Genomic DNA, 19,754 nt, shown 5'->3' on the forward strand with positions numbered 1-19,754 from the left:
ATGAATAAGCCTGCTTATGGTATCTTCTCTATTCCTGTAATTGTAGGTGCCTTAGGTTATTTTGTAGATATCTACGATCTGCTGCTGTTCGGCATTGTCCGCATTCCCAGTTTGCGCTCTTTAGGACTGAGCGAAGAAGCTATACGTACCGTTGGTGAGTTCATCATCAGCATGCAAATGGCCGGGCTGATGATAGGAGGCATATTGTGGGGCATCATGGGCGACCGCAAAGGAAGGCTTAGCGTGTTGTTTGGTTCTATTCTTCTTTATTCTCTTGCTAACATAGCTAATGGTATGGTGCAAACGGTAAACCAGTATGCGCTGCTTCGTTTTATTGCAGGTATTGGTTTAGCGGGTGAGTTAGGTGCAGGTATCACATTGGTTTCTGAATTACTGTCAAAAGAAAAGCGTGGAATAGGAACATCTATGGTGGCGGGTATAGGCTTGACCGGCGCAGTGGTGGCTTATTATACTTCACGCGAATTTGATTGGCGAACCTGCTACTACATTGGTGGCGGCATGGGACTGCTGCTGCTCATACTGCGTGTTAGCGTGTTTGAAAGTGGCATGTTCAAAAGCATCAAAGAGATGAACGTGCAGCGCGGAAACATTCTTATGTTCTTCAACAAACGTAGCCGCTTTTATACTTATATAAAATGTATCCTTATTGGCCTGCCAACGTGGTTTGTAATTGGGGTGCTGGTTACCTTCTCTAACAATTTTGCTGTAGAATTTGGTATTACAGAACCAGTCGATCCGGGACGCGCCATCATGTTTGCTTATGTTGGAATTTCTATTGGGGATATATTGATAGGACTGGTGAGCCAGTGGCTTCGCAGCAGGAAAAAAGCCTTGTACATTTTCTACGGTCTGACCATCCTGTTCATGGGACTTTTCTTTATCCAGCGCGATGGTTCTGCATCGCAGATGTACTTTATCTGCGCAGGTCTGGGTTTTGGTACCGGCTTCTGGGCAATTTTTGTAACCATGGCTGCCGAACAATTTGGCACCAACATCAGAGCTACTGCAGCTACCACTGTTCCTAATATGGTTCGGGGATCGCTGCCTCTGATCATCATTCTGTTTAAATGGCTAAGAGAGGCAACTGATTATATAACCGGTGGAATAATCACTGGAGCAATCATAATGGTTATTACTATTACAGCAGCTTATTTTACAAAAGAAACTTTTGGAAAAGACCTGAACTTCGTAGAGAAATAGCAGTATCAATTAGAAAAATAGCTGATGCAGGAAAAGGAAACTATAGATGAAAAGGTGGCGCAAAAGCCGGTGAAGATCCTCATCATTCGCTTTAGTTCTATCGGCGACATTGTGCTTACCACACCGATTATACGATGTGTAAAACAACAGGTGCAAAATGCCGAAGTGCATTATGTAACCAAGTACGCTTACCGCCACATATTGGAGCACAACCCATACATTGATAAACTGCACCTTCTACAGGACGACCTGCCGAATTTGATAAAAGAACTGCAGCAGCAAAATTTTGACTTCATTATTGATCTGCACCACAACCTGCGTACTCTAAAGGTGAAGCGGGCTCTAAAGGCTAAGTCATATTCTTTCAATAAACTGAACCTACACAAGTGGCTGCTGACAGCATTGAAAATAAACCTGCTTCCCAAGGTTCATATTGTAGATCGATATTTAGATACAGTTAAACCGCTTGGGGTAAAAAATGATGGTCAAGGATTGGATTATTTTCTTGGAAAGCACGATCATGTGCCGGATGATCACATACCACACTCTCATTATTTTGGCTACATAGCCGTAGTGATAGGCGCAGCGCATAACACCAAAAAGCTGCCCATTCACAAGCTGCAGGAGTTTTGCAAAAGCATAGACTATCCAATTATTCTACTAGGCGGACCTGAAGATAGAAAAGATGGTGATGCTATAGCGGCTGTAGATGATGTGAAGGTTTACAACTCATGCGGCAAGTTTACTTTGAATGAAAGTGCCGACCTGGTGCGGCGGGCAAAGCTGGTGGTAACGCATGACACAGGATTGATGCATATTGCTGCTGCTTTTAAAAAACCCATCATCAGCGTGTGGGGCAATACGGTTCCTTCGTTTGGTATGACACCTTTTTATGGTTTCGCTTCTCAAACCGAAGATAGGATGGAGGTGAAAAACTTGTGGTGCAGGCCGTGCAGTAAAATTGGCTACAGTCGTTGCCCTTTAGGACATTTTAAATGCATGGAGAAACACGATATACAAGAGATGGTTATGCGTGCAATAGCAAAAGTGAAATAATAACAGCATCAAGAGCAGTTACCATTTCACCTTCAGCAAAAAGATTTGTATAAGTAGCAGCAGTAGCTACAGGTATTTTAGATGTCGGCGTTCAACTTCTTCAGTAATTTATTCCCACCTTCATTCTGTTCATCCAAAAGGTCATTGATCCAATGCATTACTTTTCCTGCTACCACACCACCAATAAAATAGTAAGCAGTGGTGAGAATCTTCTTTTTATCAGTTTCACCGGTATGTTTTGCATTTAGTGCATTGGATAGTCCAGGCGCATAAACAGCACTAAGTCCTGCAAGTATTCCTTGCATGCCACCTTGCACTTCAGGTTGTTTATCGTTGGCACCCGCAATACTAAAGTAGATGGTATTGCTAAGCAGGTCTGCACTTAATGCCTCTTTGTACAGTTGGTTTTGTGGAGGCACCTCGGAGTCAAAAGCCTCGTGCGCTTCAGCTACAACTTCCTGCCCCAGCAGATCTATCCGTGGAGCCTCTTTATCATATCTTTTTACGAGTTCATTTAAAAGTGTAACTGCGCAGGCTCCTGCAAACCCACCAGCGATAGATGATAATATTCTCATATTCAGGAATTATTTTCTGTAAATACTAAAATATAGTGCCAATACAAATGATCATAATCGGAACTATAGAAGCAGCCAGTAAAGCTGCACCTGTTTAAAGTTTATGGAAAATTTACAGCAGCAGCATCTAAAGATCAAACCACGGCGCCGGGTTCTACACAACATTAATCAAACTAAAAACCAGTTGTTATGAAACCCGAAGTGATTCTTCAAAGCGATCTTTTAGATATTATTTTTTACAACCGCAACCAGGAATATGGTGCGTATAAGCTCCGCAAAGAGTACAACAGCCGCATGGCTAAAGCAATGCTTTTTACATTGGCCTTTGTTTTACTATTAGTGTTCTTGAAATCTGTAAATGGAAAACAAGATCCAGATCATCAGAAAGCAGTGACCATACCTGTGGTAGATGTAAAGATCCAGGACGTTGAGTTGCCTGAAAAGAAAATTGTGAAGCATGTAAAGCCGGTAGCACCAAAACAAATAGCACAAGTAGCTAATCCTTCTATCAAGATAGTTCCGGATCACATGGCTGATAAAGATGTAAAAACCCAGCGCGAACTAGAGGAGAGGGTGATTGGAGTGGTGGATGTAGATGGTGTAGATGGTAGAGATGGTCCTCCGTTATTGCCACCATCTGATGGCGTAGAAGGAGGAACAATTGCCAAGATTATAGAGGAAGAAGCACCTAAAGAAATGCAGCCATTAACGATCGCTGAAGAGATGCCTGAGTTTCCGGGTGGAGTGGCTGCACTACACAAGTTTTTACTGCGTCACCTTAGGCACCCTGAGGACCTGGAGGATGGTCAGAAAGTTGTAGTAAGAATAAAATTTGTAGTGGATGCAGAAGGTGCTATCAACCAATTGCAGGTATTAGAAACAGGAGCAGGTTTGGAAACAGAAGTTTTACGTGTAGTGAAGAAAATGCCAAGGTGGAAACCAGGCAGGCAGAACGGTAGATATGTTCCGGTATATTTTCAACTGCCTGTTACGTTCGTAGGCCAGAATTGATAGAAAACTTCTAACGTTATAACATTTTACTTGCAGTTGCTTGACTGTTTCCACTAAAGCTTCTAACAAAATAATTTATATTGCGCAACACCTTTTAATAATGGAAAACGAAAACAGGCAAAACAGATCGAAAGGATATACAATGATGCGCTCCACGCTTGATTTTGCTATGGGCATCTTGTATATAGGTGTAGGCTTACTAATGTTTTTCCCCGAAAAGCTCGGATTGGATATGGAAGGATTTGACGAAACCATCAGGCGAATTTTTGGAGGATTGTGCATGGTGTATGGCGCATGGAGATTGTACCGTGGATTCAGGAAAGACTACTAGGAATGAAAAAAATCTTATCATTTATCATACTCGTTTCATTTCTTACAGTTAGTTGTAATAACACCAGCAACAAAAACGAAGAAATACGAGAGACAACATCAAAGGGTAGAATACGAATAAGTGTTGACGAAAGCTTTCAACCGGTAATGCAAGAGCAGTTGAAAGTTTTTCATTCAGCTTATCCTAATGCTACCGTTATTGCCGAATACAAGCCCGAGGCGGAATGCCTGCGTGATCTGCAAAATGATAGCACCAGGATGATAGTAATATCCAGGGGACTTACTGCTGGAGAAGACAAATTTTACCAGGAAAAACTTAAGTACCGGCCGGTATACGATGAAGTGGCCGAAGACGCCGTGGCAGTGGTAGTGAACACTTCCCAAGCCGACAGTGTTTTTACACTTGATGAAATACGTGCGCTACTGCTTGGTACCAGCAAAAAGAATCTAAATGTGGCAGTAGATGGTAACTCTGCAACAAGCACCGTCAGGTATTTGATAGACTCGGTGCTACAAGGTAAACCACTTGGTAAAAATGTAACCGGAGCAAAAAGTAGTGAAGACCTAATCAATTATATTGCAACCACACCTGGTGCTATTGGTTTTGTGGGCGTAAGCTGGGTAACAAACCCTCAATCGCAACAACAAGAGCAGGCGCTGCAAAAAGTAAAGATGGCGCTGCTGGAATGTAAAAACTATTGTGAAAGTGATGAATTTGCCCGCCCATCACAACAAACAATTATGTTTCGGCAATACCCTTTGGTACGTGGCTTGCACTATGTGCTTAAGGAAAACTTCTCAGGTTTAGGTTCTGGATTAGTAAATTTTATGACGCTGGAAAGAGGGCAGTTAATATTTAGAAGAGCTTTACTTGTACCAATGCAAATGCAATTTAACAGAAGGAGAACAAACCTTACCGAATAATAACCATCAAAGAAAAACAACAACTACAAAAACAAGTAACACTACGAACATGAAGAGACTCTCATTTTTCATCCTATCGCTAGTAATGGCAGCACAAACACTTGTTGCACAAACGATAGATGAGGCAAAGCAATCATTGTACTATGGACGTACAACCAGTGCCAGAGCCACTTTAGATAAATTAATTTCAGCAAATCCTAAAAATGCCGAAGCTATATATTGGCTGGGTCAAACCCACCTGGCAAATGATGATGTAGCAGGAGCAAGAACGGTTTACCAGAATGCATTGAACGCTGGCGTGAACGACCCGATCATTTGGGTTGGTATGGGCCATGTGGAAATGTTGCAAGGTCAGAAAGATGCAGCCCGTCAAAGGTTTGAATCAGCTATCACAAACAGCATGCGTAAGGTAAAAAGGGAGAATGTTGAAGATGTAAACATTCTTACAGCTATTGGTCGTGCTAATGCTGATGGCCCAAGTACAATAGGAGATCCTATTTATGCTGTTGAAAAGCTGAAAAGAGCAGTCCAACTGGATCCTAATAATGTAGATGCATTTATCAACCTTGGTATCAACTACCTGAAAATAGGTAGCGACCGCGGCGGTGATGCTTACGAGGCTTTCACAAATGCTATTCGCGTACAAGCAAACAATGCAAGGGCAAGATTTCGCTTAGGTAAGATCTTCCAGAGCCAGGGTAATACCGAAAGGTTCCTTGAGTACTACAACCAGGCTGTTACCAGCGATCCTAATTATGGTCCTGGTTACCTGGAGCTGTACAACTACTACGCTAACCGCGATGTAAATAAAGCAAGAGAATACCTGGAGAAATATATTGCTAATTCTGACAGGAATTGCGAAACTGAGTTCTTCTACGCTGACTACTTGTTCCGTGCTGGTAAATACCAGGAGTCACTGAATAAAGCAAAAGAGCTGGAGGCAGGTATTTGTAAAGACTATCCTCGTATGAAAGTATTGTATGCTTATAACTACGACAGGCTGGGTGACAGCTTGCAGGCTAGGAGAAGCATTGAAAGCTATCTTTCTACAGCAGCGGCTGAAAAAATACAGCCTGCTGACTACGAACTGGCTGGTATGCTGATGTTGAAGTTTCCTGGTGAAGAAACAAAGGCTACTTCTTTTTTAGAAAAAGCTATGGCAGCAGATACAACCACTTCTGGAAAGATATCTTACATCACTACTATCAGCGATGCATTGGGTAAGGCTGGACAATATGGTGAGCAACTTAACTGGATGAGAAGATTGGCTACTGTAAAGCAGCCGCTTACCAACAGGGACATGTATATTTTTGCTGATGCAGCAATCAGGGCACGTCAATACACTGCAGCAGATAGCATGAGCCGTGCTTACATAGCTAAGTATCCTGACCAGGAATATGGTTACTCACTGTTGGTACGTACAGCTAAAGCAGCTGATACAGTATCTAACAATGCTTTTGATGAGGTAGAAATGTATATTGATTTCCTAACCAAGCAAGATGCAGCTAAAAATGTAGATAAGATTAAAAGAGAATACTACTACATGGCTACTGTAGCTTCAGACAGGTTGAAGAACTACGGAACTGCGCTTGAAATTGTGAACCGCATCCTGGCTATCGATCCTAACGATGCTTTTGCTTCTCAAGCTAAAGCTCCATTAGAAAGAGCAGTTGCAGGACCTAAAGCGGCTCCAAAGGCAGCTCCTAAGAAGAAAGGATAAATTTTAAGTTCCTATATAGCTCCCCGCAAGTTTTTGCGGGGAGTTTTTATTTTAGGATGTACCTGCATCACCTTATTTTTGCCACCTAAATCAAGTGCATGTATTTTTTACAAGCTGCTATCACTGGTGATGAAGCCAACTCGGCTGTTAATTATTTACCTATAGGTATTCAATTGTTTTTTGCTATAGGATTTGTTGCCTTAATGATGCTGATGACGCACCTTTTGGGGCCCAAAAGGAATACCAGCGATAAACTGGCAAACTTTGAAAGTGGAATTGAAGCAGTGGGTAATGCAAGGCAGCCAATGGCTGTAAAGTATTTCCTGGTAGCTATCCTCTTTGTTTTGTTTGATGTAGAGATCATCTTCTTCTATCCTTATGCTGTAAATTTTAGAGAATTAGGCTGGGAAGGATTTGGTGCAGTGGCTATGTTTGTTAGTTTCTTTCTGGCAGGCTTCTACTACGTCATTAAGAAGGGTGCTTTGCAATGGGAAGATTAAAACATTATATATAAAAGCAGGAATTCCTGCTTTTTGTTTTTATAGACTTTTGGATCTGCAAAAAATATCAGTTGGTTATAGAATTCTGGAAGTTTGTTAAGCAGTGAAACGTTTTATTAACTAAATCATTTTACCTCTAATTCAGCTGCTTATACTATTTTTGTGCCCATTTTGGTTCACAGAATTTCATTTACAACTTCCTGAAGAAACAAAGAATGGTTTTTGTGGTTGTTTAGAGATAAAATGAAAAAGATATGGCTCGTCCGGTAAGATTTAATATAAATGAAAAGGCACTAGAATCACCTGCCAGCTACATGGGAGAAGGATTTTCGGCAACCCGTTTAGAAGAAGTAGTGGGTTTAGCTCGTAAAAATTCTATCTGGCCGCTTCCTTTTGCAACCAGTTGTTGTGGTATTGAGTTCATGGCTACAATGGGTAGTCATTACGATCTGTCGCGCTTTGGTAGCGAAAGATTGGGCTTCTCGCCACGCCAGTGCGACCTGTTGATGGTAATGGGAACTATTGCAAAGAAGATGGCCCCTGTTGTAAAACAAGTATACCTGCAAATGGCTGAACCTCGTTGGGTGATGGCAGTAGGTGCTTGTGCTTGTTCAGGTGGAATATTCGATAGCTACAGTGTATTACAAGGTATAGACCAGGTGATCCCTGTGGATGTATACGTTCCTGGTTGTCCTCCGCGTCCTGAAGCTATTATTGATGGCGTACTGCGCATCCAGGACCTGGTAGGTAAAGAAGAATTGAGAAGGCGTGGTAGCGAAAGATACAAAGAGCTGATGAGCAGCTACGGAATAGAATAAACTGAAAGCCTGGCATTTTTAGAATAGGCTTTAGGCCTGATAAAATTGCCAGCTTCTTCGTTTTAAAGTGAAAAAATGAGTTTGACTAATCAACATGTAATACAACGCCTGCAGGAGAATTTTGGCGACAGTCTTTCAGGATTTGAAGAACCTTATGGTTTCCTGACTTTCATAGCACCTAAAGAATTAAACCTTAAGGTGCTTCAGTTTTTATACGACGACCAGGAGCTGCGGTTTCAATTCCTGACAGATATCACTGCTGTTCATTATCCTGACAGGAAAGGCGAAGAGTTAGCTGTTGTTTATCATCTTCATAACCTGGTCGACAACATACGTTTGCGTTTCAAGGTTTTCACCAATATAGAAACACCTGATGTATATAGTGCAACTGCATTATATGCAAGTGCTAATTGGATGGAAAGAGAAACGTATGATTTCTTTGGAGTGAACTTCGTTGGTCATCCGGATCTGCGCAGAATATTGAATGTGGATGAGATGGATTACTTCCCTATGCGGAAGGAGTATCCAATGGAAGACCAGACCAGGATAGATAAAGACGATGAGATGTTTGGAAGAGGTGGTCACTACGACTATGGCAACATAAACGACGACCAAGGGAATACGATACCAGAGAGTGAACAGGGAAAGGATACTTATCCTGTGTAAAAGAAAAAATGTACAAGTAAAAATTAGAAACGTGATGTGAATTTCCGGGAGTGCTGGTTTTACATTTTACGTTTTACATTTTTAATGATATGAATTTAGCAGAACAACAGAAACATCATGTGCGGCTTCCGGATGGAAGTATAGAGAAGACTACAACTACTCTTAATTTGGGGCCAACGCACCCAGCCACGCATGGTGTGTTTCAAAATATACTAGAGCTGGATGGTGAGCGTATCGTTTCTGCAGAGCAGACGGTAGGGTATATCCATCGTGCTTTTGAAAAGATTGCTGAGCGCCGTCCGCTGTACCAGATAACGCCGCTAACGGACCGCCTTAACTATTGCAGCAGCCCGATCAATAATATGGGCTGGCACCTTACCTGCGAAAAGTTATTAGGTGTGCAAACTCCTAAGCGTGTTGATTACCTGCGTATTATTATTATGGAACTGGCACGTATCTCTGATCACTTGATTTGTAACTCGGTGATTGGTGTGGATACTGGTGCCTTTACCGGCTTCTTGTATGTAATGCAGTACCGCGAGTTGATCTATGAGATATACGAAGAAGTTTGCGGATCAAGGCTTACAACCAATATTGGTCGTATAGGTGGTTTTGAAAGAGATTTCAATGATATAGCTTTTAGAAAACTGGAGAAATTCCTGAAAGAATATCCAGCAGTTCTAAAGGAATTTGAAAACCTGTTTGCACGTAACCGCATCTTCATGGAGCGTACAATGGGTGCGGGTCCTATAAGTGCAGAAAGGGCTTTGAATTATGGATTTACAGGTCCTAACCTGCGTGCTGCAGGTGTGGATTACGATGTACGTGTGCATACGCCTTACTCCAGCTACGAAGACTTTGATTTCAATATACCGGTTGGTAAAACTGGTGATGTATATGACAGGTTCCTGGTGCGCAACCAGGAGATGTGGGAGAGCCTGAAACTGATAGAAGCAGCTTACCGCAAGGTGCAGGATATGAAAGGAACAGCAGCTGATGTTTACCATGCTGATGTGCCTGAGTATTACCTACCGGCCAAAAAAGATGTGTACACTAAAATGGAAGCATTGATTTATCACTTCAAGATCATCATGGGTGAGATTGATATGCCTGCCGGGGAAGTGTACCATGCAGTAGAAGGCGGTAATGGCGAACTAGGATTTTACCTGATAAGTGATGGAGGACGTGCACCATTCAGGCTGCACTTCCGCAGGCCTTGTTTTATCTACTACCAGGCTTTCAGCGAACTAACAAAAGGCAGCATGCTAAGCGATGCTATCATTGTTATGAGCTCGCTGAATTTGATTGCTGGAGAGATGGACGCTTAAAAAATGAAAAATTTAAAATTAAAAATGTAAAACGGCAGCCTCAGGCTTTTTCATTTTACATTTTACATTTTGCATTATAAATGATACAATTTTCTCAGTACAAGCTTGATAAAGTAAAAGAGATAATAGAACGTTATCCTGAAGGAAAGCAGAAGAGCGCTTTGCTTCCTGTGCTTCACCTTGCGCAGGAAGAATTTGGTGGCTGGCTGGATGTACCGGTAATGGATTACGTGGCTGAGTTACTCAACATCACTCCGATAGAGGTGTATGAAGTGGCTACCTTTTATAGCATGTACAATCTTAAACCTGTAGGGCGTTATGTATTTGAAGTTTGCCAGACAGGTCCTTGTATGGTAAGAGGCGCTGACAATATAATCAACTACATAAAAGAGAAGTTGAACATAGGAGTAGGTGAAACAACAGAAGATGGAATGTTTACACTTAAAGTTGTTGAATGCCTGGGTGCTTGTGGTTATGCTCCCATGATGCAACTAGGGAAGATTTATAAAGAACACCTGACACCAGAAAAGGTGGACCAGATCATTTCTGAATGCAGGAATTTTGCTGCTTCAAATAATTAATAAACTATGCAGAAACTTTCCCTTCTTGTTGTACTCTGCATGTTGAGTTTACTTGCATTTTCACAAGCTAAAGAAGAGCAGGTTTGGCAGCGGGTTGAACAACTGAATAGAGCAATTTTTGAAACCAAGGATAGTGCTGTCATTGTTAGCCTCATAAGTGACAAAGCCAGCTACGGTCATTCTGGTGGAAATATAGAAGACAAGCAACTGATGGTTAAGGATGCGGTTGCGAATACGGCTAGTTATAAAGCTATTTCTTTAGAACGCATAAGTGTTCAGATACATAGAAGCAGAACAGCTGTAGTAAGGCATGTCTTACGTGCCACTACGGTAGATAAAGGAACAGAAACTCCTTTGAACCTGCACATCCTGCAAGTTTGGGGAAAAGAAAAAGGAAGATGGATGTTGCTTGCTCGGCAGGCGGTAAGAATAAATCCTAAATAGTAAAATTTTAGAAGTTATGAACCTGACGCCTTACATCATATTCAACGGCAACTGCGAAGAAGCGCTGAACTTTTATGCGAAATGTTTGGATGGTGAAATAAAAGAGCTGATGCGATTTGAAGGTTCACCGGCAGCAGATATGGCTGTAGACAAGCAGCAGGTGATGCATGCCATTTTTGTTGCGAAAGGAATTATGATCATGGCAAGCGACAGTGGCCAGGGCGCACCAACAGAAGTTGATGGTGGCAAGGTTCACTTGAGCATCAACTTTGGTACTGCAGAAGAGCAGGAAAAAGTGTTCAATGCTTTGAAAGAAGGAGGCAGGGAAACCATGCCACTGAATGATACTTTCTGGGGAGCACGCTTCGGAATGCTCACCGACAAGTTTGGTATCAACTGGATGTTTAATTACGATAAGCAAGGGTGATAAATGAAAAATTAAAAATGAAAAAGTAAAAAGTAGAAGCAAGCCGTTTTGCATTTTACATTTTGCATTTTTCATTCTTTTTATAAAAATGGCGCAAAAATTATTATTAGCAAACGATCACATTGAAGGCATTCGCTTTTACGATGCGTACCGCAAAAATGGCGGATATGCAGCGGTAGAAAAAGCGTTCAAAATGTCACCGAATGATATAGTTGAGGAGGTGAAGAAGAGCGGTCTTCGTGGCCGTGGTGGTGCGGGTTTCCCAACAGGATTGAAGTGGAGCTTTTTGGCTAAGCCGGAAGGTGTGCCTCGTTACCTGGTGTGCAATGCAGATGAGAGTGAGCCTGGAACATTTAAGGACAGGTACCTGATGGAGTTCATTCCTCACCTGCTCATCGAAGGATTGATTGTATCATCCTTTGCACTTGGCAGTAACAGGACCTACATCTACATCCGCGGTGAATATGCATGGATTGTAGACATACTCGAACAAGCTATTGCTGAAGCCAACCAAAACGGATGGCTCGGTAAAAATATTCTAGGAACCGGCTTCGACTGCCAGATCTATGTGCAGCGAGGAGCAGGTGCTTATATCTGTGGTGAAGAAACTGCATTGATTGAAAGCCTGGAAGGGAAGCGTGGTAATCCACGTATCAAACCTCCGTTCCCGGCTATTAAAGGATTGTGGGATTGCCCTACAGTGGTTAACAATGTTGAGACCTTAGCCGCTATTGTTCCAATCATGAACATGGGTGGCGAAGAGTATGCAAAGATTGGTGTAGGTAAATCAACAGGTACAAAATTGATCAGTGCGTGTGGCAACATCAACAAGCCAGGTGTCTATGAAATAGACATGACTGTTAGTGTTGAAGAGTTCATCTACAGCGACGAATACTGCGGAGGTATACCTAACGGCAAAAGACTGAAAGCTTGTATCCCGGGAGGTTCTTCCGTACCTATTCTTCCTGCTAACCTGCTGCTAAAAACAGCAAAAGGCGAAACAAGATACATGAACTACGAGAGTCTTGCCGACGGTGGTTTCGCTACCGGAAGTATGATGGGTTCTGGCGGTTTTGAAGTATTAGACGAAGACCAGTGTATTGTAAAACATACATTGACTTTAGCCCGCTTCTACCACCACGAAAGCTGTGGCCAATGTAGCCCATGCCGTGAAGGTACAGGCTGGATGAAGCGTGTATTGTACAACCTGGAATTTGGTAAAGGAAAGCTGAGTGACATAGACCTGCTGTGGGATATCCAGAGAAGGATTGAAGGAAACACCATCTGTCCATTAGGCGATGCCGCCGCATGGCCAGTAGCAGCAGCCATCCGCCACTTCAGAGATGAATTTGAATGGCACGTAACACATGCAGAAGAAGCACAGACCAGGAATTTTGGATTGGCGCATTATGCGGATGAATTGCAAGCTGTGTAAATGCAAAATGAAAAATGCAAAATGAAAAAATGACAACAGTCGAAGAAGGTGAAAAGCCTTATAACATTCGACATCGTTGTTTTCATTTTTCAAAGAGCGTTATTCATTTTGTAAAGAATTGCACATACGAGAAAATATATGTCTCCATGTTTGACCAGCTTTTGAGAAGTGCAACTTCGATAGGAGCTAATATGGTAGAAGGAGGGGCTGGCAGTACAAACAAAGATTTCATCAACTTCATGCATATCAGCTTGAAGTCGACTAATGAAACAAAATATTGGCTGTGTTTGATTAGGGAGACATTAGTAGTAAATGAAAAGGTTGTAAATGATTTGATCAAGGAAGCAAATGAACTATCGAAAATTATTGCTCAGATCATTATCAACGCAAAGAGGTAGGTTTTACATTTTACATTTTTCATTTTGCATTTAAATGAGTGAACAATTATTTAAAGTAACCATAGACAACATCACCGTAGAAGTGGAGCCGGGGACGACGATCTTGCTGGCTGCGCGGAAGATTGGTGGTGATGTAACGCCGCCGGCGATGTGTTTTTACAGCAAGCTGAAGGGTAGTGGCGGTAAATGTCGTACATGTTTGGTGGAGGTAGCTGCAGGTTCTGCGGCCGACCCACGTCCAATGCCTAAGTTGGTGGCTAGCTGCCGTACCAATGTAATGGACGGAATGGTTGTAAAAAGCATCACCAGCGAAAAAGTATTGGATGCACGTAAAGGTGTGGTTGAATTCTTACTGCTTAACCACCCTCTGGATTGCCCTATATGCGACCAGGCCGGCGAATGTCACCTGCAGGATCTGAGCTACGAGCATGGCAGCGAAGGCACACGCTACGAGTTTCAGCGCAGGCTATTCGAGCGTGAGGACATCGGGCCTTACATCCAGCTGCACATGACACGTTGTATCCTTTGCTACCGCTGTACTTATGTAGCAGACCAGCTTACGGATAAGCGTGTGCACGGCATTCTGGATCGCGGCGAACACGCTGAGATATCAACTTATATATCTAAAGCCATCGACAACGACTTTAGCGGAAACATGATTGACGTATGCCCGGTTGGAGCATTGACCGATCGCACCTTCCGCTTCAAGCAGCGTGTGTGGTTCCTGAAGCCGATGAACGCACACCGCGACTGCGACAAATGCTGCGGCAAGGTGACGCTGTGGAACCGTGGAGATGAAGTTTTCCGTGTTACAGCACGCAAAGATGAATGGGGTGAAGTAGAGGATGTAGATGGCAAAACAGGATGGATCTGTAATACCTGCCGCTTCGACAAGAAGCGTTCAAGCGATTGGGTGATTGAAGGTCCACGTAAAATCAGCCGTCACTCTGTGATTTCTGCAGGCCACTACGAGAAAATAAAGAAGCCAACCGAGGTGATGGAGCAGTTGATGGGACAGAAGCCAAGACTGTTGATGGATATTCACCAGGTAAGCGAGGTAAACAAGCCGGGTGTACACCTGAGCGAGTTGCCCGGGCCGCCTAAAAAAGATGTATACGAAGGTGGTAACCAGCAGTAGAAAATAATTCTGCTGCCGTTGGGCCTGCCTGCCGCAGGCAGGTCGCCCACTTGTACAGTTGTACAATACTCGGCAAGAGGAACGCACAAGAACAAAAAACAAAACAAGAAACTGAGATACTAATGGTGCTTTTACAAGTTGATTGGGGCATAGTAATAGAAAAGTTGGTTCTTATTGGAGCTATCATCACCGGTTCATTGGTGATAGCCATGTATACCACCTATGGCGAACGTAAAGTAGCTGCCATACTGCAAGACCGTAAAGGTCCTAACCGCGCAGGCCCACTAGGATTGCTGCAGCCGCTGGCGGATGGTTTAAAGCTTTTTTCTAAAGAGGAGATCATACCAAATACATCTAACAAGTTGTTGTTTGTGCTGGGGCCTTCACTGGCTATGCTTACTGCTATGATGACCAGTGCTGTAATACCTTGGGGCGACAAGTTGCATATCAACATGCTGGGTATCGATCGCGTTGTAAGTCTCCAGATTGCTGACATCAACATAGGCATACTCTTCATTTTTGGTGTAGTTAGTATGGGTGTTTATGGTATCATGATCGGTGGCTGGGCGAGTAACAACAAGTTTTCTTTGATGGCTGCTATGCGTGGAGCCTCACAGGTTATCAGTTACGAACTGGCAATGGGTATTTCGTTGATCGCTCTCTTGATGTTGAGTGGCACGCTGAGCTTGAAAGGCATTGTTCAGCAACAGATGGATGGCTACTGGAACATACTATACCAGCCGCTTGGCTTTTTCATCTTCCTTGTCTGTGCATTTGCCGAGTGTAACCGCGCACCTTTCGATCTTCCTGAAGCAGAGAATGAGCTGAACTTTGGATACCACCAGGAGTACTCAAGTATGAAACTAGGTTTCTACTTGTTTGCCGAATACATCAACCTGTTCATCAGCAGCGTGCTGTTGGCTACTTTATATTTCGGAGGATACGATATGCCGTTTGTAGACGAAAGAAATCTTTCTATCAATATGGCGGCATTGGTTGGTATTATAGCCCTATTGATAAAGGTGCTTTTCTTCATCTTCCTGTTTATGTGGGTAAGATGGACATTGCCTCGCTTCAGGTACGACCAGCTGATGAACCTTGGCTGGAAGAGCCTGATACCACTGGCACTGCTGAACATGTTTATTACCGGAGCAGTGATACTTTGGAGAGGATAGGAGATAAAGTTTGAGGTTTGAAGTTTGATGTTCGAAGTCAAAATTCAAAAGTCAAAAAACTGAACCGTTGAGTTGTGAGAAGAAAGTTGAAGTGTGCGACGCAACGATGATGAGGAAGGATTCGCTGCTGGCTACATAAAGATATGTGAGCTTATAACGTGCGACACGTTTATTAGCAGCATTTGAAATGCAGGTTTTGCTTTTTGAATTTTGCCTTTTGAATTAAAGTTGGAAGGATAGCATTTGGAAAATATTTTTGCAGCCTTAAAAAAGCTGGCGCTTATGAGCTAAAGCTTTAAAATTATGCAGTTAACAAACAGAGTAAAAAGTGTAGATCGCAAGCCGATGTCGTTCCTGGAAAGGTTGTACCTGCCAGGCATCCTCAAGGGTATGATGATCACCTTTAGTCATATATTCAAAAAAACTCCCACCATCAGCTATCCTGAGCAGAAGCGCCCGTTTGCACAAACGTTTCGCGGACTGCATGTACTGAACAGGGATGAGCAGGGACGCGAAAAGTGTACAGCATGCGGATTGTGTGCCGTAGCTTGCCCGGCAGAAGCCATCACTATGGAAGCTGCAGAACGTGCACCAGGTGAAGAGAACCTATATCGTGAAGAGAAATATGCAGCCAAATATGAAGTGAATATGCTTCGCTGTATTTTCTGTGGATTATGTGAAGAGGCTTGTCCTAAAGATGCAGTCTATTTAAGTGAAACTTTTGCGCCTGCCAATTACGGCCGCAAAGGATTTATATATGGTAAAGAAGACCTGTTGATCCCTAACCCTGTTACCAATCCGGAAGGATACGAAAAGGCAAAGGGTGAAAGAGCACCTAAGACTAATTAATTAAAAAATCAAAAGTCAAAAGTCAAAATATCACCACTTGCTTTTTTGAATTTTTGACTTTTGAATTTTGCCTTCAATATGAGTATAACTGAAATATTATTCTGGTTTCTTTCTGCACTTGCCCTTATGGGTGCCACTATGGTGGTGATCAGCAAAAATCCTATCTATAGTATCATCTGGCTTATTGTTGTATTCTTTGCTATTTCCGGTCATTATATTTTATTGAACGCGCAATTCATTGCCATAGTTAACCTCATAGTATATGCAGGTGCCATCATGGTATTGTTCCTTTTCGTGGTAATGCTTATGAACCTGAACAGCCAAACCGAACCACAAAAGAATACATGGCTAAAAGTAGCGGGTGCCATAAGTGGTGGTAGCCTTATGCTGATAATGGTGGACGTAGTTCGCAGCGCTGCCGATATGCAAGGCAAAACTGCATTGGTAAAAGAAGGAAACATCGGACTAATAAAGAACCTGGGACGCGTACTCTTTCGTGATTATGTAGTGCCCTTTGAGATAGCAAGTATACTGTTCTTAAGTGCAATGATTGGTGCTGTTGTGATAGGTAAGCGTGAAAGAGATGAGCCGGCTGCGCAATAGTTATTAGCAGTGTGAAGTAGGATAAAGAATTTTTGGTAACCAGCTTTAGATAGAATATTTGACATCGTTGCGTCGCACACTTCAGCTATTGATCTTTGTTTGAACGGTGAGCGCAACAGCTAAATAGATTTTCAGAGATGTGTTTGAATTGATTGATAAGTCAGGTTTTTTAATAGAACACATTTTCAAATAGACACAATGCCGATACAATATTATATAACACTTTCAGTCGTTCTTTTTTGCATAGGAGTGGTGGGTGTACTTACCCGTCGCAATGCCATCATCATATTTATGTGCGTGGAGTTAATGCTCAATGCAGTCAACCTGTTGATGGTCGCATTTTCTAAAATGCATCATGGCAACGCGCTGGCAACCAACCCAGACTCACTTGCCGGGGTAGAAGCACAATTGTTTGTGTTCTTTACCATGGTGGTAGCTGCAGCTGAAGTAAGTGTAGGCCTTGCTATCATTGTAATGTTATATAGGAATACACACTCGGTAGATGTGAACTTTTTGAACAGACTTAAAAATTAAAATGTCAAAATTTAAAGTCAAAAGGACTCGCATGTTTTTGACTTTTGAATTTTGAATTTTGCCTTATAAAATGAATACATTCTCAAACCTGGTATATCTCGTTCCGCTGTTGCCACTGATCGGCTTTTTGATCAATGGATTGGGGCGGAAGTCTTTATCCAAATCTCTAATTGCAATAATAGGAAGTGGTGTTATCCTTGCTTCTTTCGCTATTAGTGTTGGGATATTTTTTGAAGCGCGTCATTTTGGTGCAAACCCGGTTATAGTTAACCTGTTTCCTTTTATACAAACAGCTGGTTTAAGTATTCCATTCTCTTTCCAGGTTGACCAGTTGTCATCACTGTTTCTATTGATCATTACAGGTGTTGGTTTTTTAATTCACGTGTACTCCAGTGCATATATGAATGAAGAAGAGACACAGCATTACGGCCGCTATTTTGCCTACCTGAACCTGTTCGTGTTCTCCATGCTGTTACTAGTATTAGGTTCCAATTTCGTTATCATGTTCATCGGGTGGGAAGGTGTAGGTCTTTGTTCTTACTTGCTCATCGGCTATTGGTTTAAAAACAATAACTATAACTACGCTGCACGCAAGGCTTTTGTAATGAACCGTATTGGTGACCTCGGTTTCCTGTTAGCCATCTTCTGGATACTAGGTGTACTGGGCACTGTTAGTTATACCGAAGTATTTACTGCCGAAGCTTTAGCACGATTTACTCCTACAGATGTTACCGCCATCACGCTTTTACTATTTGTAGGTGCTACTGGTAAAAGTGCCCAGATACCACTTTATACATGGTTACCCGATGCGATGGCAGGTCCTACGCCGGTATCTGCGTTGATACACGCGGCTACCATGGTTACCGCAGGTATTTACATGATTGTTAGGGCGAATGGCTTGTATTCTTTAGCTCCTACTACACAAGGTATTATTGCTGTTGTAGGTACAGCTACACTTTTACTTGCGGCTACTATTGCTATCAAGCAAAATGATATTAAGAAAGTACTGGCATATTCAACCGTTAGCCAGCTTGGTTATATGTTCCTTGCTTTGGGTGTTGGTTCATATACAGGAGCTGTATTTCATGTAATGACACATGCATTCTTCAAGGCGCTATTGTTCCTTGGTGCGGGTAGTGTTATTCACGCTATGCACCACGAGCAGGACATCCGCTTCATGGGTGGCTTAAAGAAGCACATGCCTGTTACGCACATCACCTTTTTAATAGGTTGTTTGGCTATTGCTGGTATGCCTCCTTTTGCCGGTTTCTTTAGTAAAGATGAAGTATTGGCTGCGGCTTACGGTTCCGACAACCAGATCCTGTGGGGTTTGGGTGTAATTGGTGCTATACTTACAGCTTTCTACATGTTCCGTTTGTATGCCATGACCTTCCTTGGTAAGTTCAGGGGCACACACGAGCAGGAGCATCACCTTCATGAAAGTCCTTTGGCTATCACTATACCATTGATTGTACTTGCAGTACTTAGCATAGTTGGTGGTTTCTTCGGTATACCTGAAGTATTCGCTGCCAATGCACATTCACTAGAACATTTTCTTGATCCGATCATAATCAAAGGAAGTGCAGAAATGCATCACCTCGATCATGCTACTGAGTACATGCTGATGGGAATTTCTGTGGGGCTTGCACTTATAGCTATCATCTATGCATGGAACAGGTTTAGCAAGCGCCCTGAGCTGGAAGAACAAACAGGTGCAGGAAAAGTGCTTGCCAACAAATGGTATATAGATGAAGTGTATGAAGCTGTTATTTCAAGGCCTTTACTGGCTGTAGCTGCCTTCTCTAAAAACTTCATTGAAAAAGGAATAATAGACGGTATTGTAAACGGCACCGGAAGGTTCATTCAATATAGTGGCCGGCAGATCAGACATATTCAAAGTGGCCAGGTAGGCAACTACATACTATTAATGGTACTAAGCATGGTACTGATGATATTATTGTTGTTCTATGGTCATAATATGAACCCGGTGATTGATTGGATTTTTAACTAGCTAAAGTAGT

At 42.5% G+C, this 19,754-nt stretch carries 22 protein-coding genes; 21 read left to right on the plus strand and 1 reads right to left on the minus strand.

Annotated elements, in window-relative coordinates; translation table 11 throughout:
• Positions 1-1,221 carry an MFS transporter gene (locus tag J4N22_RS04050; RefSeq protein ID WP_207492417.1) on the plus strand — a complete coding sequence of 407 codons (1,221 nt, stop codon included), beginning with the start codon at positions 1-3 and terminating at the stop codon, positions 1,219-1,221.
• A gap of 24 nt (positions 1,222-1,245) precedes the next feature.
• A complete protein-coding gene (locus tag J4N22_RS04055; protein WP_242692055.1) occupies positions 1,246-2,277 on the plus strand; it encodes a glycosyltransferase family 9 protein in 1,032 nt (343 codons plus the stop codon).
• Positions 2,278-2,354: 77 nt separating this feature from the next.
• Here the strand turns inward: J4N22_RS04055 and J4N22_RS04060 are convergent, their stop codons facing one another.
• On the minus strand, positions 2,355-2,852 hold the full coding sequence (locus tag J4N22_RS04060; protein ID WP_207492418.1) for a hypothetical protein: 498 nt from the start codon (positions 2,850-2,852) through the stop codon (positions 2,355-2,357).
• Positions 2,853-3,041: 189 nt separating this feature from the next.
• Here J4N22_RS04060 and J4N22_RS04065 point away from each other — a divergent pair, with 189 nt between their 5' ends.
• From J4N22_RS04065 to nuoL, 19 genes are all read left to right on the plus strand, one after another.
• Positions 3,042-3,863, plus strand: a complete 822-nt coding sequence (locus J4N22_RS04065; RefSeq protein WP_207492419.1) for an energy transducer TonB — start codon at positions 3,042-3,044, stop codon at positions 3,861-3,863.
• 100 nt (positions 3,864-3,963) lie between these two features.
• Entirely contained in the window at positions 3,964-4,194 is a 231-nt protein-coding gene (locus tag J4N22_RS04070) for a hypothetical protein (protein ID WP_207492420.1), read from the plus strand.
• A gap of 2 nt (positions 4,195-4,196) precedes the next feature.
• Positions 4,197-5,117, plus strand: coding sequence for a PstS family phosphate ABC transporter substrate-binding protein (locus tag J4N22_RS04075; RefSeq protein ID WP_207492421.1), 921 nt, complete (start codon positions 4,197-4,199; stop codon positions 5,115-5,117).
• 49 nt (positions 5,118-5,166) lie between these two features.
• Positions 5,167-6,837 carry a tetratricopeptide repeat protein gene (locus tag J4N22_RS04080; RefSeq protein ID WP_207492422.1) on the plus strand — a complete coding sequence of 557 codons (1,671 nt, stop codon included), beginning with the start codon at positions 5,167-5,169 and terminating at the stop codon, positions 6,835-6,837.
• A 98-nt stretch (positions 6,838-6,935) separates the two neighbouring features.
• Positions 6,936-7,337, plus strand: a complete 402-nt coding sequence (locus J4N22_RS04085; protein ID WP_207492423.1) for an NADH-quinone oxidoreductase subunit A — start codon at positions 6,936-6,938, stop codon at positions 7,335-7,337.
• 254 nt (positions 7,338-7,591) lie between these two features.
• Positions 7,592-8,155 (plus strand): NADH-quinone oxidoreductase subunit B, encoded by a 564-nt coding sequence (locus tag J4N22_RS04090; protein ID WP_207492424.1) that lies wholly within the window; start codon positions 7,592-7,594, stop codon positions 8,153-8,155.
• 75 nt (positions 8,156-8,230) lie between these two features.
• Positions 8,231-8,821, plus strand: coding sequence for an NADH-quinone oxidoreductase subunit C (locus tag J4N22_RS04095; protein WP_207492425.1), 591 nt, complete (start codon positions 8,231-8,233; stop codon positions 8,819-8,821).
• Positions 8,822-8,910: 89 nt separating this feature from the next.
• Positions 8,911-10,149, plus strand: a complete 1,239-nt coding sequence (locus tag J4N22_RS04100; RefSeq protein WP_207492426.1) for an NADH-quinone oxidoreductase subunit D — start codon at positions 8,911-8,913, stop codon at positions 10,147-10,149.
• Between the two features lie 80 nt (positions 10,150-10,229).
• Positions 10,230-10,730, plus strand: coding sequence for an NADH-quinone oxidoreductase subunit NuoE family protein (locus tag J4N22_RS04105; protein ID WP_207492427.1), 501 nt, complete (start codon positions 10,230-10,232; stop codon positions 10,728-10,730).
• 6 nt (positions 10,731-10,736) lie between these two features.
• Complete coding sequence (locus tag J4N22_RS04110) at positions 10,737-11,174, plus strand: nuclear transport factor 2 family protein (protein ID WP_207492428.1); 438 nt, start codon at positions 10,737-10,739, stop codon at positions 11,172-11,174.
• Positions 11,175-11,190: 16 nt separating this feature from the next.
• A complete protein-coding gene (locus J4N22_RS04115) occupies positions 11,191-11,601 on the plus strand; it encodes a VOC family protein (RefSeq protein ID WP_207492429.1) in 411 nt (136 codons plus the stop codon).
• Between the two features lie 88 nt (positions 11,602-11,689).
• Positions 11,690-13,036 (plus strand): NADH-quinone oxidoreductase subunit NuoF, encoded by a 1,347-nt coding sequence (nuoF, locus tag J4N22_RS04120; RefSeq protein WP_207492430.1) that lies wholly within the window; start codon positions 11,690-11,692, stop codon positions 13,034-13,036.
• A gap of 29 nt (positions 13,037-13,065) precedes the next feature.
• Positions 13,066-13,434: a four helix bundle protein gene (locus tag J4N22_RS04125; protein WP_207492431.1), complete on the plus strand. Its 369-nt coding sequence runs from the start codon at positions 13,066-13,068 to the stop codon at positions 13,432-13,434.
• A gap of 34 nt (positions 13,435-13,468) precedes the next feature.
• On the plus strand, positions 13,469-14,572 hold the full coding sequence (locus J4N22_RS04130; protein WP_207492432.1) for an NADH-quinone oxidoreductase subunit G: 1,104 nt from the start codon (positions 13,469-13,471) through the stop codon (positions 14,570-14,572).
• 122 nt (positions 14,573-14,694) lie between these two features.
• Positions 14,695-15,747: an NADH-quinone oxidoreductase subunit NuoH gene (gene nuoH / locus J4N22_RS04135; RefSeq protein ID WP_207492433.1), complete on the plus strand. Its 1,053-nt coding sequence runs from the start codon at positions 14,695-14,697 to the stop codon at positions 15,745-15,747.
• Positions 15,748-16,050: 303 nt separating this feature from the next.
• Positions 16,051-16,596, plus strand: a complete 546-nt coding sequence (locus J4N22_RS04140) for a NuoI/complex I 23 kDa subunit family protein (RefSeq protein WP_242692056.1) — start codon at positions 16,051-16,053, stop codon at positions 16,594-16,596.
• A 78-nt stretch (positions 16,597-16,674) separates the two neighbouring features.
• Positions 16,675-17,199, plus strand: coding sequence for an NADH-quinone oxidoreductase subunit J family protein (locus J4N22_RS04145; RefSeq protein WP_207492434.1), 525 nt, complete (start codon positions 16,675-16,677; stop codon positions 17,197-17,199).
• A gap of 198 nt (positions 17,200-17,397) precedes the next feature.
• Positions 17,398-17,733 carry an NADH-quinone oxidoreductase subunit NuoK gene (nuoK, locus tag J4N22_RS04150; protein ID WP_207492435.1) on the plus strand — a complete coding sequence of 112 codons (336 nt, stop codon included), beginning with the start codon at positions 17,398-17,400 and terminating at the stop codon, positions 17,731-17,733.
• A gap of 70 nt (positions 17,734-17,803) precedes the next feature.
• Positions 17,804-19,744 carry an NADH-quinone oxidoreductase subunit L gene (nuoL, locus tag J4N22_RS04155; RefSeq protein WP_207492436.1) on the plus strand — a complete coding sequence of 647 codons (1,941 nt, stop codon included), beginning with the start codon at positions 17,804-17,806 and terminating at the stop codon, positions 19,742-19,744.
• Positions 19,745-19,754: the final 10 nt, after the last annotated feature.

It is taken from the genome of Aridibaculum aurantiacum, assembly GCF_017355875.1.
GTDB lineage: Bacteria > Bacteroidota > Bacteroidia > Chitinophagales > Chitinophagaceae > Segetibacter > Segetibacter aurantiacus.